Origin of the sequence: Pseudoalteromonas sp. BSi20429 (genome assembly GCF_000238895.1) — a bacterium.
GTDB lineage: Bacteria > Pseudomonadota > Gammaproteobacteria > Enterobacterales > Alteromonadaceae > Pseudoalteromonas > Pseudoalteromonas arctica.
The window spans coordinates 58,863-73,998 of the sequence record NZ_BADV01000031.1 but is presented as its reverse complement, the minus strand read 5'-3'; the positions used below and the strand labels follow the sequence as shown (position 1 = coordinate 73,998).

11 protein-coding genes are annotated in these 15,136 nt (G+C 37.6%); 5 read left to right on the top strand and 6 right to left on the bottom strand.

Features of this window, described 5'->3' with window-relative positions; genetic code table 11:
* The first annotated feature begins 394 nt into the window (after nt 1-394).
* The 5 genes from P20429_RS12685 (at nt 395) to P20429_RS12705 (ending at nt 7,669) form a co-directional block, all read left to right on the top strand.
* Nucleotides 395-1,189, top strand: a complete 795-nt coding sequence (locus P20429_RS12685) for a VOC family protein (protein WP_007582136.1) — start codon at nt 395-397, stop codon at nt 1,187-1,189.
* 86 nt (nt 1,190-1,275) lie between these two features.
* Nucleotides 1,276-1,638, top strand: coding sequence for a hypothetical protein (locus tag P20429_RS12690; RefSeq protein ID WP_007582133.1), 363 nt, complete (start codon nt 1,276-1,278; stop codon nt 1,636-1,638).
* Complete coding sequence (locus tag P20429_RS12695; RefSeq protein WP_007582131.1) at nt 1,635-3,968, top strand: fatty acid cis/trans isomerase; 2,334 nt, start codon at nt 1,635-1,637, stop codon at nt 3,966-3,968. The genes P20429_RS12690 and P20429_RS12695 overlap by 4 nt, the downstream gene beginning before the upstream one ends.
* A 123-nt stretch (nt 3,969-4,091) precedes the next feature.
* Complete coding sequence (locus P20429_RS12700; protein ID WP_007582129.1) at nt 4,092-5,819, top strand: response regulator; 1,728 nt, start codon at nt 4,092-4,094, stop codon at nt 5,817-5,819.
* A gap of 440 nt (nt 5,820-6,259) precedes the next feature.
* Nucleotides 6,260-7,669 carry an ATP-binding cassette domain-containing protein gene (locus tag P20429_RS12705; protein ID WP_007582128.1) on the top strand — a complete coding sequence of 470 codons (1,410 nt, stop codon included), beginning with the start codon at nt 6,260-6,262 and terminating at the stop codon, nt 7,667-7,669.
* A 46-nt stretch (nt 7,670-7,715) separates the two neighbouring features.
* On the opposite strand, the gene P20429_RS12710 is transcribed toward P20429_RS12705, so the two are convergent.
* The 6 genes from P20429_RS12710 to P20429_RS12735 all read right to left on the bottom strand — a co-directional run bounded on the left by P20429_RS12710 (nt 7,716) and on the right by P20429_RS12735 (nt 14,778).
* Nucleotides 7,716-8,594, bottom strand: a complete 879-nt coding sequence (locus P20429_RS12710) for a TraB/GumN family protein (protein ID WP_007582127.1) — start codon at nt 8,592-8,594, stop codon at nt 7,716-7,718.
* A 50-nt stretch (nt 8,595-8,644) separates the two neighbouring features.
* Nucleotides 8,645-10,081 (bottom strand): HAMP domain-containing sensor histidine kinase, encoded by a 1,437-nt coding sequence (locus tag P20429_RS12715; RefSeq protein WP_007582125.1) that lies wholly within the window; start codon nt 10,079-10,081, stop codon nt 8,645-8,647.
* Nucleotides 10,062-10,736: a response regulator transcription factor gene (locus P20429_RS12720; RefSeq protein WP_007377292.1), complete on the bottom strand. Its 675-nt coding sequence runs from the start codon at nt 10,734-10,736 to the stop codon at nt 10,062-10,064. Before P20429_RS12720 ends, P20429_RS12715 begins: the two co-directional genes overlap by 20 nt.
* A gap of 63 nt (nt 10,737-10,799) precedes the next feature.
* Complete coding sequence (locus P20429_RS12725) at nt 10,800-12,749, bottom strand: LTA synthase family protein (RefSeq protein ID WP_007582123.1); 1,950 nt, start codon at nt 12,747-12,749, stop codon at nt 10,800-10,802.
* On the bottom strand, nt 12,740-13,111 hold the full coding sequence (locus tag P20429_RS12730) for a diacylglycerol kinase (RefSeq protein WP_007582120.1): 372 nt from the start codon (nt 13,109-13,111) through the stop codon (nt 12,740-12,742). The genes P20429_RS12725 and P20429_RS12730 overlap by 10 nt, the downstream gene beginning before the upstream one ends.
* Entirely contained in the window at nt 13,108-14,778 is a 1,671-nt protein-coding gene (locus P20429_RS12735) for a phosphoethanolamine transferase (protein ID WP_007582118.1), read from the bottom strand. Before P20429_RS12735 ends, P20429_RS12730 begins: the two co-directional genes overlap by 4 nt.
* Between the last annotated feature and the right edge of the window lie 358 nt (nt 14,779-15,136).

The following is a 15,136-nucleotide window of genomic DNA, read 5'->3' as shown; positions in this document are numbered from 1 at the left end:
CACGCATCACGTAGGGCGGGCAAGCGCAGCGACTCCCGACGCTGATATACTGCGTAGCGTACCGACTTTATATTGTAGAGCGTCTGAATCTAATGATTCGGGCTTTTTACGTCTTCAAAAAAGTGATTCAGGGATTCCTCTAGAGCGAAGGACTTCTTAGTAAATCATTTATATCGATCAGCAATAATATTTAATCAATTTGAGGGATTAAATCTGACGCTAACTGCGTTAAAAGCCTCATATATGAAACAACTGAATAACGAATTTTTTGCCCTTCTTTTATCGACTCCGCTTAGTTATTGCTCTAATCTCAATTTATGATCTGTTCAATTATGTAGTTTATAAAATGTGACATAGTTCGTTTAGATAAAAATAGAATAATAAGGGTTTAATAATGAGTGAAATTGATAATCATCCACATGGCATTTTTTGTTGGTCAGAACTTTGTACACACAATTGGAAAGAAGGTAAGACGTTTTATACATCATTATTTGATTGGGGGTATGACGATCAACCTATTGGGGAGGATATATATTACACCATGCTACAAAAGCAAGGTGGTGATATAGCCGCTATGTATGAAATGCCTAAAGAGCAAATTAGTGAAGGGATCCCAAGTCATTGGTTGGCTTACATTGCCGTCGACAATGTTGATGATTGTGCGCTAAAAGCTAAAGAACTAGGTGCTGAAGTTATTGCCGGTCCTCATGATGTTATGAATGCAGGACGAATGTTGATGCTAAAAGATCCTGTAGGTGCCACTGTTGCACTATGGCAAGGCAATGAGCATAAAGGTTGTAAGTACTTAGGTGAATTAAACACGCCTTATTGGCATGAGTTAGCAACCAGAAATAGTAAAGTAAGTAGAGATTTTTACTGTACTTTACTAGGCTGGGAAAGTGAAATAAAGCCAATGGAAGGTATGAACTACACTTTATTTTTGGTTGATGGACAGCCAATTGCCGGTATGCTTGAGATGACAAGCGACTGGCCTGAAGATATTCCTGCTCATTGGATGATTTATTTTGCAGTAGAGAGCTGCGATACGGCAGTAAATAAAGCCGCTAGCTTAGGTGGACAAGTATGTGTTCCTGCAACAGATATCCCCGATGTTGGTCGTTTTAGTGTTATATGCGATCCTCAAGGTGGTGTATTTTCGGTGATCGAATCTGTTATAGATGACGTTTAAACAGTTACATTAGCTTTAGCGTTAATTTACTCGCTAGTTTGTTATAATACTCGCCAATTAAATCGTCAGAAAGTGCAGAGAACGCAATGGAATTTGAACAAGATAGCAATTTAACCCTTCCTTTATTTCTATTAGATGAATCATTAAGTAATAGAGATTTAGAGCATCCTGATTTTGAAATATCAATTGGACTTGATGATGAGTTACTTGCTCAAATTTGCCAAAATCCAAGTGAAGATAGCAGTGTAGCTATTACCGTTAGCGGTTATGAGTTGCTTATAACTGATTCTCTGTATTTAAGTATATTAGAGCAAGAGCATGATGCGCAGATAACATTAACGCATGGGCCTCTTTTAAGTATTGTTTTGAATACTGAAGGTCAGAAAACATTCGTTTCTCCTCAAATGGATATGATGCCCACCTTCGATTTAGGTGACGAGGACGAATGAAAAAAATAATAATAAGTACATTTGTATTAATTATCCTTAGTGGTTGTGCTTACTTAGGTAATGCACATTACGATGATTTATTTGGCCCTGAACAAGCGCAAGAGCGTATCGTTCCACATTCTACCCTTGCTGGAGCTGATTTTTTACAAAACGTAAAACCAGTACTCGATACCCGCTGCGTCGTTTGCCATGGTTGTTACGACGCACCTTGCCAGCTTAAGCTCTCATCCCCTGAAGGTATTGATCGAGGTTTGAGTAAAGAGCTCGTTTACGATGGAACTCGTTTATTGGCAACGACCCCAAGCCGTTTATTGTTTGATGCAACCAATACACAGCAATGGCGAGAAAAAAACTTTACGCCAGTGCTAAATGAGCGCGTACAAAGTGAAGAAGCAAACTTAGCGGGAAGTGTTTTATTTAATAGTTTAGTGTTAAAGCAAAGCTATGAATTACCAACTAATGAAGTGCTAGATGATGAATTTGATTTTTCATTAGGGCGTTCGCAAACCTGTGCAACAATGGGGGAGTTTGACCGATTAGCTGACGAGCAACCTCATGGCGGTATGCCTTATGGTTTACCTGGGGTTTCGCGCGAAGAGTTTAATCATTTACAGAACTGGCTTAAAAATGGCGGTAAAATGTCACATATTGAGCCACCAAGTAAGTATGATCAGAATAAAATAAAGGGCTGGGAAGCATTTTTAAATCAAGATAACTTAAAGTATCAGTTATCAGCACGTTATATTTATGAACATTGGTTTTTAGCACATATTTATTTTACGTCAGAAAACCCACAAAGCTTTTTCAAACTAGTTCGCTCAAGTACGCCTCCTGGTGAGGAAATAAAGTTAATTAACACGCGCCGCCCATACGATGACCCTAAAGTTAGCCGTGTTTATTATCGTTTTATGCAAGAGCGTACAACCATACTTTCTAAAACGCATTTACCACTTGAGCTTAATGAAACTAAATTACTGCGTTTGTACGAGCAGTTTATTGCGCCAGATTATACAGTTACGCAAATGCCGAGTTATGAGCCTAAGTCAGCATCTAACCCATTTAAAACTTTTGAAGTTATTCCTATTAATTCTAAATATCAATTTATGCTTGATGAAGCAGAGTTAATTATTATGGGCTTTATAAAAGGGCCTGTTTGTCGTGGTCAGATTGCTTTAAATGTTATAAATGATCACTTTTGGGTGGCATTTGCTGATCCTGATAAGGTTGCGACTCCTGCTGTAGGGGAAATGCTAATGCAACATGAAGAAGCGCTAGAACTTCCTGCCGCAGAGGAAAGTAATGCGTTACCTATTTCTAGCTGGGTTAAATATTCAGTTCGTGAGAAAAAATATTTACAGGCAAAAGTTGAGCTTGCTAACGAAATGTTTAAAGGTGGCGAGCATCTTACAACTGACTTGCTTTGGAAAGGTGATGGGCATAATAAAAATGCTGCGCTGACTATTTTCCGCCATTTTGATAGTGCAACTGTTGTTAAAGGTTTTATTGGTCAAGAGCCTAAAACCACGTGGATACTTGATTATGCGTTATTTGAACGTATTCATTATTTGCTTGTGGCAGGCTTTGATGTATACGGAAATATAGGCCATCAATTGGTTACACGTTTATATATGGATTTTTTACGTTTAGAGGGAGAGCAAAACTTTTTAGCTCTATTACCTGAGCACAAGCGTAATCAAATCAAAAAGCAGTGGTATCGTAATTCACCGCCTGACTTATCTAAGTTCTTTAAGAGTAACCGAGAATTTAGCCAGCCCAGTGGTATTAACTATGAAACTGATGATCCACAGCATGAACTATATACCTTGATGAAAGAAGCCTTAGCGCCAGTTTTAAGTGAAAAATACAACTACACTGAAGTGCCAAAGCCGTTAAATGTAGTAAGTAACATGCCAGCAAAAGCGGTTAACTTATTACCTCAGCTTTCTTTTATACTTGTAAAGCAAGAAGATAATAGCCATAAGGGCTACACTATTATTCATCATAATGCGCACTACAATATATCTAGTTTATTAAACGAAGATGGCCAACGTGCTTATGATGAAGATACCGCGACTATTGTTCCTGGGTTTATCGGAGATTATCCAGCAGCTATTTGGTATTTAAATAACGAGCAGCAAGTAAATGCTTTTGCCGAGCAATTGCCTATGATGCAAATAGAAGCTGATTATGGTGCATTGAAATCTAAGTTTGGTATTCGACGTACTCATCCACAGTTTTGGCAATACAGCGATATATTGCACGATACAGCTAAAAAATATCGTGGGATAGAATATGGAATGTTCGATTATAACCGTTTAGAAAATAGATAGTTAAATAGTTTTATTTTATTAGCCCAACTTTTTAGTTGGGCTTTTTTATTTAATAATCATTATTTAAGCTGCTTATTAGTTCTAAAAAATTGAGCTACACTTAAAACAAAAACAGGGCTTAGTATGTTTAAAGTTGTCGCGAATATCCGTACTCGTTACCGATGGGCATTAATAGCAATAGCACTATTAATAAGCACATCAGCATCACTTATGCAGTATTATTTTTCGGTGCAAAAATACGACGCCAAAATAATAAATATGGCTGGTAAGCAGAGAATGCTTTCTCAAAAAATAGCTTGGCATAGTAATGAGTTATTATTATCGGCAACAAATATTTCTGAGCATACTAAAGCGTTAAAAGCATCAGTCGTATCATTCAAAAAAACTCATAATTACTTACTTTCAAAAAATGCTAATGGAGAGTATCAGTACCTTACACCTAAACTTATTAAACTATATACGTTAGCTCCTCATAAACTAGATTCCCAAGTTGCAACATATATCCAGCAAGCGGAAAATTTGCTTTATCAACAAGGCCAAGTAGATAAGCGTATATTCTCTGTAACTGAGGTTGAAGAGCTATTAAAGCAACTAGATCATGCAGTGAATTTATTTGAAGAGCAAGCTGTCCAAAAATTGAACTGGGTATCTAACCTTGAATTATTATTTTGGCTTATGGCGATGTTTTTACTACTTGTAGAGTTAAGATTTGTATTTATGCCAATGGAAAAAGAAATAGGTAACGCATTGTCTAAATACCAAAAACAAAAAGAGTTCGCTCAACAAGTGAGTCAAAATAAAGAGCATTTTATTGCCAGAGCAAGTCACGAATTTAGAACTCCTTTACAGGGTCTTATTACGTCTATTGAGGAGTTAAAGGTTTCTGATACGCAGCAAAGCGTTAAAACCCAAGCTAATTACTGCGCACTTAGGTTAATAGCTATATTAGATGAACTGCAGGACTTGCAAGCTTTAAGTACAGGTAAGTGGGTACCGCAATTTAAAAATGAAAACCTTCTAGAGTCGTGTAATAAAGTACTAATGGCTTACGAGCATGCTTGTCAGCAAAAAGGCCTAAAACTAGTTAGTTGTTTAGATGAATCATTAAATTGTGTATGTAAATTGGATCATCAACGTTTGCAGCATACGCTTACAGAATTAATCAGTAACGCTATTAAGTTTACGACAGAGGGTGAAATTACTGTCTCTGCAAAGCTTTTTAATAATGAACTTTGTGTAACTGTAAGTGATACTGGTTGTGGTTTTTCGAAAGAGATTACTGATCTTGAATTTGACTCATTTAAACAAACAAACCATTTTCAAGGATTAAGAACAGGTCTCACTCGGGTTCAGTATGTTGTAAAGGCGTTGCACGGTGAAATTACCTTCAAAAATAATGAAGCCCATGGAGCGCTGGTATCTTTGCACTTACCAATAATTGCCAGTAAAGCTCTCCCAAACCCTCGTAAAATAAATGACAAACTAAAGTGTTTAGTCGTTGAAGACAACCCATTAAATACTATATTACTGACCCGCATACTTAGCTTATTAGGTTTAAGCTATGATTGCGCTGAAAACGGCAAAGTCGCGTGCGATATGGTGAGTGAAAATCAATACGATATTATTTTTATGGACTTAAATATGCCAGTAATGGATGGGTTTGAGGCGATTAAAAAAATACGCTCTGATCTTAATAAAGTAATGCCAATTATTGTTATAACAGCAAATACTTCACAAAATGATATAGAGCGAGCTTATAAATACGGGGCTAACCTTCATATTCATAAACCAATAAGTCAGCAAGCAATTAAAGACGCATTAAATAGTATTAGCGTTGCTAGGGCGTGTTGATCTTTGGTAGTTGAATTTGCAGCAGTATGCTTGGTTTTTAGGCAAGGCAGAGCCTATGTAGTGTGGTTATTCCCCATAAATAGGCGATAACGCAGCATAAATACCAAACATGCGCTGCCCATTGGGTTCTTTCTAGGGACGATTAACTCTTTGTTGCCTACATGGATGTAGGTAAGGGGCGTGAGCAGGACGCGGAAGCTTTACTCGGTTTTGACTTATTCTTACATGGATGTAAGCCATTAGAATAACGCAGGAGCAGTTATCGAGCTCACTAGGTTACAAACCTCGCGCCGCGATTTAATCTTCCTTGGATTGAACAAATTTCAATCCACAAAGAACAATACGCCCTAGTGAAATAAATTAATTTTGCAGATAACAAGCTTGCTAAGCTCTTTTAATATGCGTTAACTTGCTGTTTTAAGGTTTATTAGGAAAAGTTAGTGCAGTCAATTACGCTTGAGCAATTTAATGGTTACTTACAAGGACAAGGCAAAAGTCGTTACGACATATGCAACCTAGATTGGCAAGTGAATCTAGCAGAACATTGGCTGCTTCTAGGTGCTAATGGAGCCGGTAAATCTGCACTGACAGCTGCGTTAGTTGGTGAAGCTAAGTGCGAAAGTGGTAAGCGTATAAGTAGTATTAATAAACTTATGCTCGTGTCTTCAGATTCGCATAAACAGTTACTGGCCCAAGAATTAGAGCACGAAAAGCATAGCCTCGTTCAAGACCTTATTTTTACAGAGCATAGTAATAATGGTGAGTTATTAGCGCAGCTAATAAAATTATTTAAATTTAGCTCATTACTAAATAGGCATTTTAGAGACCTTTCAACGGGTGAAACTCGTAAACTCCTACTTATTAAAGCACTCAGCTCCCATAGTGAGTTAGTCGTGCTTGACGAGCCATTTGATGGACTCGACGTACAATCTTGCCAGCAACTTAATAAAATACTTATAGAGCTTAGCCACACGATTACTTTTGTTTTTGTGCTAAACCGCTTAGACGAAATCCCTTCATTCATTACTCACTATGGTTATGTAAACCAAGGCTGCTTGTTACATACTTTAGCAAAGCCAAGTAGTGAGCAATTAAGTGATTTACTAAAACTACTTCATTTAGAGCATACTTCATTGGATGTGCCATCTCCTGACGCCGAGCAAGAGCAAAAGACATTCACTGGTAATACCTTAGTTAAATTGAGTAATGCTAAAGTTAGTTATAGTGATGTAAGCATATTCAAAAATCTCAATTGGACTATAAAAAAGCATCAGCATTGGCAGCTTACTGGAGCGAACGGTTCAGGTAAAACATGCTTATTAAATTTAATAACAGGTGATAACCCACAGTGTTATAACAATGACATTGAAGTGTTCGGTTTTAAACGCGGAACCGGGGAGAGTATTTGGGATATAAAACAGCATATTGGTTTTATATCTAACGCGCTACATATGGATTACCGCGTAAGTATATCGGCTTTAAATACTGTTATTTCAGGTTTTTACGACAGCATAGGTTTATATCAAAAACCGAGCGACGCACAAATTAATATTGCTCAACAGTGGCTGGCATTTATTGGTTTAAGTGATAAACAAAATATCTCATTCACTCAGATTTCGTACGGCGATCAGCGTATGTTATTAATTGTGCGGGCTATGGTAAAGCATCCAACGTTACTCATTTTAGATGAACCTTGCTTAGGCTTAGATGAAGCAAACAGGCAGCGTGTACTGCTACTAATAGAGAAAATTTGTGCTGCCAATACAAGTACTGTGATTTATGTAAATCATCATGCGGCAGACAAAATTAAAGGAATAGAGAATTACTTAAAAATGGAAGACTTTCATTAAAAGCTCACAGAAAGGTTGAGCGAAAAATCACTCAACCATTTTTATTTTAAAGACGAGTAACGCTAAAGCCTTTATCTCGTAGCTGTTTAAGTAACCCGTGTTTTTCAGGTAAATGCAGAGCGCCTACGGCAATAAATAATTGCTCGTTTGCTAAACGCGGTGTGAGTTGTTTAACCCAATTATTATTGCGGTTAGTTAGCATTACTTGCTCGCTAATTTCACCATAATTACTGTCATCAAAACTCATGTTGTAGTAATCGGTTAGTGTATCCATATCCCCGTTTTTCCAGGCATTAACTAATTTGATAAAGTAAGTATTAATATCGCTGAGTTGCTCAAATGTTTCTTCAATCATTTCATTGCTTAATAGCGCCATGCCATCAAACATTTGCAGTTGTTGCTCTAGAGTTTCAAGCTCACCAATTTTTATTTTATGTTCTTTAGCGTAAGCAAGTACTTGCTTGTCTATGCCGGTTTTATCTGAATATCCTGCATTTTGAAATTCAATTTGCATCATAGTCACCATAACAGCCCAAGGCTTTAAGCCATTAAACATAGCAATATCAATCGACTTTTTAGCAAAGTAATTTTTTAGCTTGGTATAATTTTGCTTTGAAAGCTCAGTTTGTAATGTTTTACCGTCACTTAGCATCATAAATGGCATTGAGCGCTGTTGCATTTCAAGTGGTGTAAGTTTGCTTATATCAACTTCAACAATCACTTCTTTGCTTGCACTAATTGCATCGGTTACATTTTTAGGTAAGCCTTTCATGCTGGCATCACCAACGTGTACGGTGCCAAATAAGTAAGAGCTAACGCCATTTTTTTCTATCTTGTATATGGCAGGAGCTGCATAGCTGTTAAGGCTAAATGTTATAAGTAATGCCACAATAAAAAAGTGGCTAACACGGGTAAGAGCATTCATGGTTTGTCCTTAAAATCTCGAAGGTTAGTAGTGTAAATACTAACCTAAATTTACTTCAGAGGTAACGTTAATATAAACGTTAGCGTATTGTTTTCGGTATTACTGGCCTTAATAGTAAAGCCATTTAAGTTACATAAGCTCTGTACAATAGATAACCCTAAACCATGGCGCTGATTATTAGTTCTAGATGAATCTAGCTGATAGAGCGGGTCAAAAATAGCAGTTAGCTGTTCACCACTTAGTGGTTTATTTACTTTGTTACTAACAGAGATGCTCATGTTTGTGCTGTTATTTACGGCAGTTAATTTAATTGGCGCCTCAGGGAGTCCATAAAATAGTGCGTTATCGATTAAGTTACACAAAATGGTATTTAAACTAAATTTGTCTGCATTAAGTGTAATCTCGTCACTTATTTCGTTATTTAAACGCGCTTTAATACTTGGGTGCTTAAAGGTCAGCTCATCAATAATTTGATTTACTAAGTTATTTAGAATGATATTTTGTGCATTTAATTGCATTGTACTGCTACTTGAGCGCTGCAACAGTAATAGGTTGCTAACAATTGTTTTCATGCGCTGTGAAATATTAAGTACATCACTGGTATAGGTGTCGCTAATACGTTTATCGTCAGGGTAGCGAATAGCCACTTCTGAAAGGCTTATTAGTTCAGCTATTGGGGTTTTAAGCTCATGTGCAATGTCGCTTGTTAGGCGTTTTTCATTACTATAGAGTTGCTGATTAACGGTAATAAACTTATTTAGCTCGTTACGTATAGGTTCTATTTCTTCTACTTTAAAGTCGCTTTCTATTGTTTGCGCAACACCGGTAATATCGAGTAACTTAATTTGATCGTTTAAATTGTGTAGAGGGTGCAGGCCTTTATTTACAATACGTGTCACTAAATAGCGCACACCAAACACACCAAGTACACAGGTTAAAATAAAGACCACATCAATAATAATCAGTACTTTATTAAGTTCGGAGGTGGGCGCTGCAATTGCAAGAGTCATGGTATTAAAAACAGCAGAATGAGTGGGATTTCTATCATCTTTTTGGGCTACAAAGTGACTTATAAGTGCGCGGCCATCACGCCCGTTAGGAAGCTCGTAATCTATAATTTTAGATTCGTTTATCGGCATTTCTAAAAAAGGCAGGTTAGCATTTTCATAAAGCGCTAATGAGTCCGAGCGCTCAAAAACATCACGGCCATGCCATAACTGGTAAAACTCCGTGGCATCGGCTGCTTCATATTCCGACATAAACTCACCAGCAAAATCAAATTCAACCACGTTGTTGTCATCTTCAACTAAGGTTTTTAAGTAGTTAGCTTTATTAGTTAAAGACTGATTGAACTGATCTTCCACCCAAGTATCAACACTTAAATCAACGGTTAAAAATATGGTGAACAAAATAACTGAGATCACAGCGCTAATATTATTAACAAGTTTACGTTTTATTGAGTGATTTTTATTTTGTTGTTGCGACATAACCAAATCCACGTTTATTTTTTATCGGGAGCTCGCCATCAAACTGTCTTACTTTTTTACGTATAGTTGAGATGTGTGCTTCAAGCGCATTTTTAGAGAGCATATCAAACTGACCTACCACCGCTTCACTTATAAGTTCAAGCCCCAATACTCGCTCTGGGGCGTTAAATAAGCATTCTATTATTTTGTATTCATTACGCGTGAGCTCAATAGCATGTTGCTTGTAGTGAAGAGTTTTAAGGGAGAGATCTAATACGCAATCACCTACGGTTAGGGTATTTTGTTGGTTTTGCAGTGAACCACGACGAAGTAATGCAAGGACACGAGCATGGAGTTCTTCAAACGAAAATGGCTTAGTTAAATAATCGTCAGCGCCTTTCATAAGGCCGTTAATTTTATCTTGAGGCTCACTTCGTGCCGATAAAATTAGCACACGGCTTTGGCTATTACTGCTGCGCAGTGCTTGTAAAATACTCATGCCATCAACGCTCGGTAGCATTAAATCAAGTACGAGGAGGTCGTAGTTTCCACTCAGTGCCATACTCAGCCCTTCTGAGCCATCACCAGTTTCATCTACGGTAAAACCAAGGTTGCTAAGGCCAACTTGCAAGCTGCGTCTTAGTGCTTCAGAGTCTTCAATAACGAGGATTTTCATGTTTACTCGGTTTATAAAAATAGCCTTGTTACTTTAACAAGGCTTTATTATCAAGTCACTTGGTTAATGATACCAACCATTTGTGTAGGCTAAATTACCCAAGTTCGCGTGGGCTAGGGCTTTTCTAACTAGTTGCTCATCATTTTCACATGGTACAAGCTGGTTATTGCTATACGTATAGGTTGTTGCTGGTTTTTGTGGTTGTAACACCACCACTTTATTATCGTGCATGTAGGCAAAGTTTTTGTCGTATTGCATCATTGCGCGTTGTTTGTTGTCGCTAATTGGCTTTGATAAATCATGACCTATCATTGGGTGCTTACCACTTGCGCCAATTAAAGACAGTAGAGTAACAGGAATATCGAGCTGGCTGGCTAGTTGGCTATCTCGTTTATGGGTAATACCTTTTCCAAAAATAACGGCCGGAATTTTAAAGTGATCCACCGGTACTAAATTTGAACCCGATACGCGCGAGTCGTGATCGGCAATAACTATAAATACAGTATCATCCCAGTAGCTCGATTTTTTAGCTTTTTCGATAAAGGTGCCTAGTGCGTAATCGGCATACTTGGCAGCATTATTACGGGTTTGTTTTTGTTTGTCGTACAGCGTTATTTTATCGTCAGGAAAGTCATACGGGCTATGATTAGAGCTTGAGAATATAAGGCTAAAAAAGGGTTTGTTTTGATTTTTAAGCTTAGTAAGTTCTATGTCGGCTTGGTCGTACAAGTCTTCGTCTGATGCGCCCCACGAGCCATTAAAGTCTATTTTTTTAAAATTATTTGTATCTACGATACTTTTAAAACCGTTGCCTAAAAAGAAGCTGCGCATGTTATCAAAATGGCTTTCGCCACCATAAATAAACTGTGTGTTGTAATTTTGCTTCGCTAAAAAGTCAGCAATGGTAAAAAAATCACGTTGTGATTTATCAAGCTTAATAACCGCACGCGAAGGTGTTGGTGTAAATCCTGTAATTACCGCCTCAATACCACGAACAGAGCGTGTACCTGTTGCGTATAAATTATCAAACCCCCAGCCATGTTTATAAAGGGCGTCGATATTAGGTGTAAGTGGTAAACCGCCAAGCGTGCCTACATAACGAGCACCTAAACTTTCTTGTAAAATAATGACTAGATTTTTTGGTTTACCTATATTACTTGCTTCATGAAACGTTTTTGTAGGGGCGGTTACATCACTAAATGTGCCTTGCGTGTTTTGCATGTTACTACGCACAATACTAAGCAATTCATCGGTAGGCATTTTGCCATAATAGTCTTGGCTTGATTGTTCGTTAGAGAGTTGCTTAACTGCAAATGCGACGCTATAAAGTGAGTTAAGGGTTAAGTCGTTAAGTAAGTGATCAGTAGAGAACGAGACCATAGCGGGGTTAAGTGGTCTGTGCCCTAATGAGTTACGCGCGCCCAAAATAGTTAAGCATACTAAAACAAGCGCTAAAATTGATTGGTTTAAGCCTGTTAGTGATGACTTGCTTTGCCATTGATGGCTAAATACTTTACTTGCAAATTTACAACTTAAAATAAGCGCTATAACAGCAATAAATACTTCTAACTTATAGCCTGAAAAAATCATTTTTGAGACTTCTTTAGGATAAATTAAATACTCTATAAATAAACGGTTAGGGCGCAAGTCGTACTCGTTTATAAACGTAGGTGTAATCACTTCAAAAAAAACGAGTAAAGCAGATATCGTGATTAAGTAAAATTTAATTAGGCCGCGTATTTTATTTTGCCAACCTATACTTTGCATCACTAAAGTCAGTAGTAATGCGGGCATAATAATGTAGCTTAAAGTCGCTATATCTACTCTTAAACCACCTACAAATATAGACAGCCATGCATGCGATCCAAATACACGCTCACCTTGCCAAACACTCAAACCAAAACGAGCAAGAGTTAAAAAACTCAGTGCCAAAACAGCAAATACAACAAGAATCCACACAGGACCAAGTGCTTGCTTCACTATAGAGTTATTACTTTTAAGCGTTAAGCCCATAACACAGCCCACCAAATAAGTGCGGCAATTAGCATAGCTATAAACACGCTTGCAGAGGCAATATCTTTAGCGAGCCCTGAAAGCTCATGGTATTCACTGCCAATTCTATCTACTACAACCTCAACTGCCGTATTTACCAGCTCAGCAAACAATACAAAAAGCAGGCTGGCTATAAGCAGTAATTTATCCCTTAGTGCAATTTCTTGTAGCCATACAAACACACCCAATAATGAAAACAGTGCTAGCTCTTGTTGAAACGCCGCTTCAAATCGACTCATCCATTTTAAGCCGTTAAAAGAATGGCTTAAGGTAAAAATAAGGCGCATTAAGCCTTGGCGCTTTATAACGGTTTTATTGCTCATAGTTTTATTTCGCTTGGTGTTGTTTGGCAGCTAGCAAGTAAATCAAGCGATGCCTGATACGTTTTGCTTTTAATGCCAATTAAATTTAAAAGGGTGTGAAAAATATTGTTGTGTGAGCGTGCAGCAGTGGTGTCTAAATTAGCTAAACAGGTATTGGTAATGCGCTGGTTATGCTCATCAGCCCACATATAAAGAGGAACGTGCGTTTGTGTGCTAGGTGCAAAGTTATACGGAAAACCATGTAAATAAGCACCGGCTTCGCCAAGTGATTCACCATGATCAGAGACATATAAAAACTGTTTATCTATGTTGTTTGGTAGTGCTTTTAATTGCTCAATTACTTGGGCATTAACAAAGTCACTGTACGCAATTGTGTTGTCGTAGGTATTAACTAATTCATCGAGTGAGCAGTTTTGAATGTCGCTTCTATCGCACGAGGGCGTAAATTGCTTATACTTATCTGGGTAGCGTTTAAAGTAGGTTGGTCCATGTGAGCCCATCATGTGGAGGACGATAACGGTATTAGCTTGGTTTAAATTAGCGAGTTTGCGTTTAAGTGGAGCAAGAAGTGCTTCATCAAAACAATATTTCCCATCGCAAAGCGTTGATGGGGTGGTTGGTATATCAATATTAACAACACGGGTGCATACGTTTTTACAGCCGCTGTTATTATCAACCCACAATACATCGCTGCCAGCTTGTTGTGCTAAGTCAATCAGGTTTTGTTGGTTGTCAGCTGCTAATCGATCAAAGTTATCTTGTGTTTGCAGTGAAAACATACACGGCACAGACACAGCTGTAGCGGTGCCACAAGACGCCACATTATTAAAATACGTCACATTATACATTTGTGTATAAGGATTGGTGTTGCGCTTATAACCTTGATAAGCAAAGTTTTCTGCTCGTGCGGTTTCGCCAACAACCATAACGGTTACGCTGGTGGTGTTAGGCGCAATAAGAGTGGGTGTTGCATCTATATTTTTAAATTCTATATTGGTATACAGCAGCTGATCGCGCATATATTTATAACCGCTAGAGAGATACTGAAACGGAATAATTTCTTTTTTCAAAATGCGGTTGTTACGACCAGTGGCTGCGTAATCGGCGTAAAAGTTAGCGACCACTAAAGCAATTAGCGTTAAGCAGGCAATAATAAGTTTTATGCGGCTAATCGCTTCTTGATGAGGGCGAGTAAAGTGTATTTTTACTTTGCTTAATATAAAAACAGGTAGCGCACAAAAAAGTAGTAAAAAGGCTATGAGCTGCGGGTTTAAATAGCTCAGCGCTTCGCTTGAATCGGTTTCGAACGTGTTTTGAATCATTGAATAGTCAAACACAACACCGTAATTTAATGAGCCGTAAAGCACGGCGCTAGAAATTATCAGTAAAAGATAGTTAACTGGTTTTAATAACCATCTAACCGACACTATCGAAAAGAAAATAATTAAAAGGCATAACAAAAGCAGTGGCACTGAAAGTAAAAATAGCCATGAAAAAGATGCAAGAGAGGTTATGGCGCTAAACGAACCTTGAATAAAAGGAATGTTTATAACTAAACAGTAATAACAGGCAATCATCACTACAAAGGCATTTGCACTACAGTGAATGTAAAACCGTTTACTACGATTTGGCTTTTTTTGTGCTGGTGTTTGACTAATTACGTTCATATTTAGGCTCGTTTAAAATAACAACGCCATGCTATGCAACAACACTTAAGAGTCGCTTAAGGGAACCTACGCATTACCTGAAGGTGATAAATAATTTTATTTATAAAAATATTCTTAAAAATTAATCAAACCTTAAATAAGGGATATAAGAATAGTGAATTTCTGAGAATAAAATTAGAGCATAAAAAAACCACTACCAGCTTGTATAATGAATTTTAAAACCTGATAAATTGCCTTTTAGTCTTTTTGTTAGATTAACTTTGGTGTTGACTTAAAGGGCCTAGCGCGGTACTAATATAAAAAGAGAGCGAAGGAATAACCTTCGCGATAATTGAACAAAATTTGGTATTAATTACAT